At 56.3% G+C, this 398-nt stretch carries 1 protein-coding gene; it reads right to left on the reverse strand.

Features of this window, described 5'->3' with window-relative positions; genetic code table 11:
- A partial coding sequence (locus L691_RS0103195; protein ID WP_025688741.1) for an aminotransferase class I/II-fold pyridoxal phosphate-dependent enzyme occupies positions 1-398 on the reverse strand: 398 nt, incomplete at both ends.

Below are 398 nucleotides of genomic sequence, written 5' to 3' on the forward strand. Positions count from 1 at the left end.
CGCCGGGGTTATGCGGGCTGCACAGCAGCAGCAGCTTGGCGCCGCCCTTCATCAGCCCTTCCAGCTGCTCATAGTCCATTTCATAGCGTCCGTTTCGGAGCACAAGCGGATTGTCGGCCACTTGGCGGCCGTTCATTTTGATGACATCGTAGAAAGGATAGTAGACCGGCGACTGTAAAATAACCTCGGCTCCCGGTTCGCTGAACAGCTCGACCGCCAGGCTTAGTGTAGTTACAATACCGGGCGATTGCGAAATCCATTCCTTGGAAATTCCCCAATCGTGGCGGCGGCGAAACCATCCGGTGATCGAGTCAATGTACGAGCCGCTTTGGATGCAGTATCCATAAATGCCCTGCTCGGCTCGCCGAACCAGCGCTTCTTTCACAGCCGGTGGACTT

It is taken from the genome of Paenibacillus zanthoxyli JH29 (assembly GCF_000520715.1).
Classification (GTDB): Bacteria; Bacillota; Bacilli; order Paenibacillales; family Paenibacillaceae; genus Paenibacillus_AQ; species Paenibacillus_AQ zanthoxyli.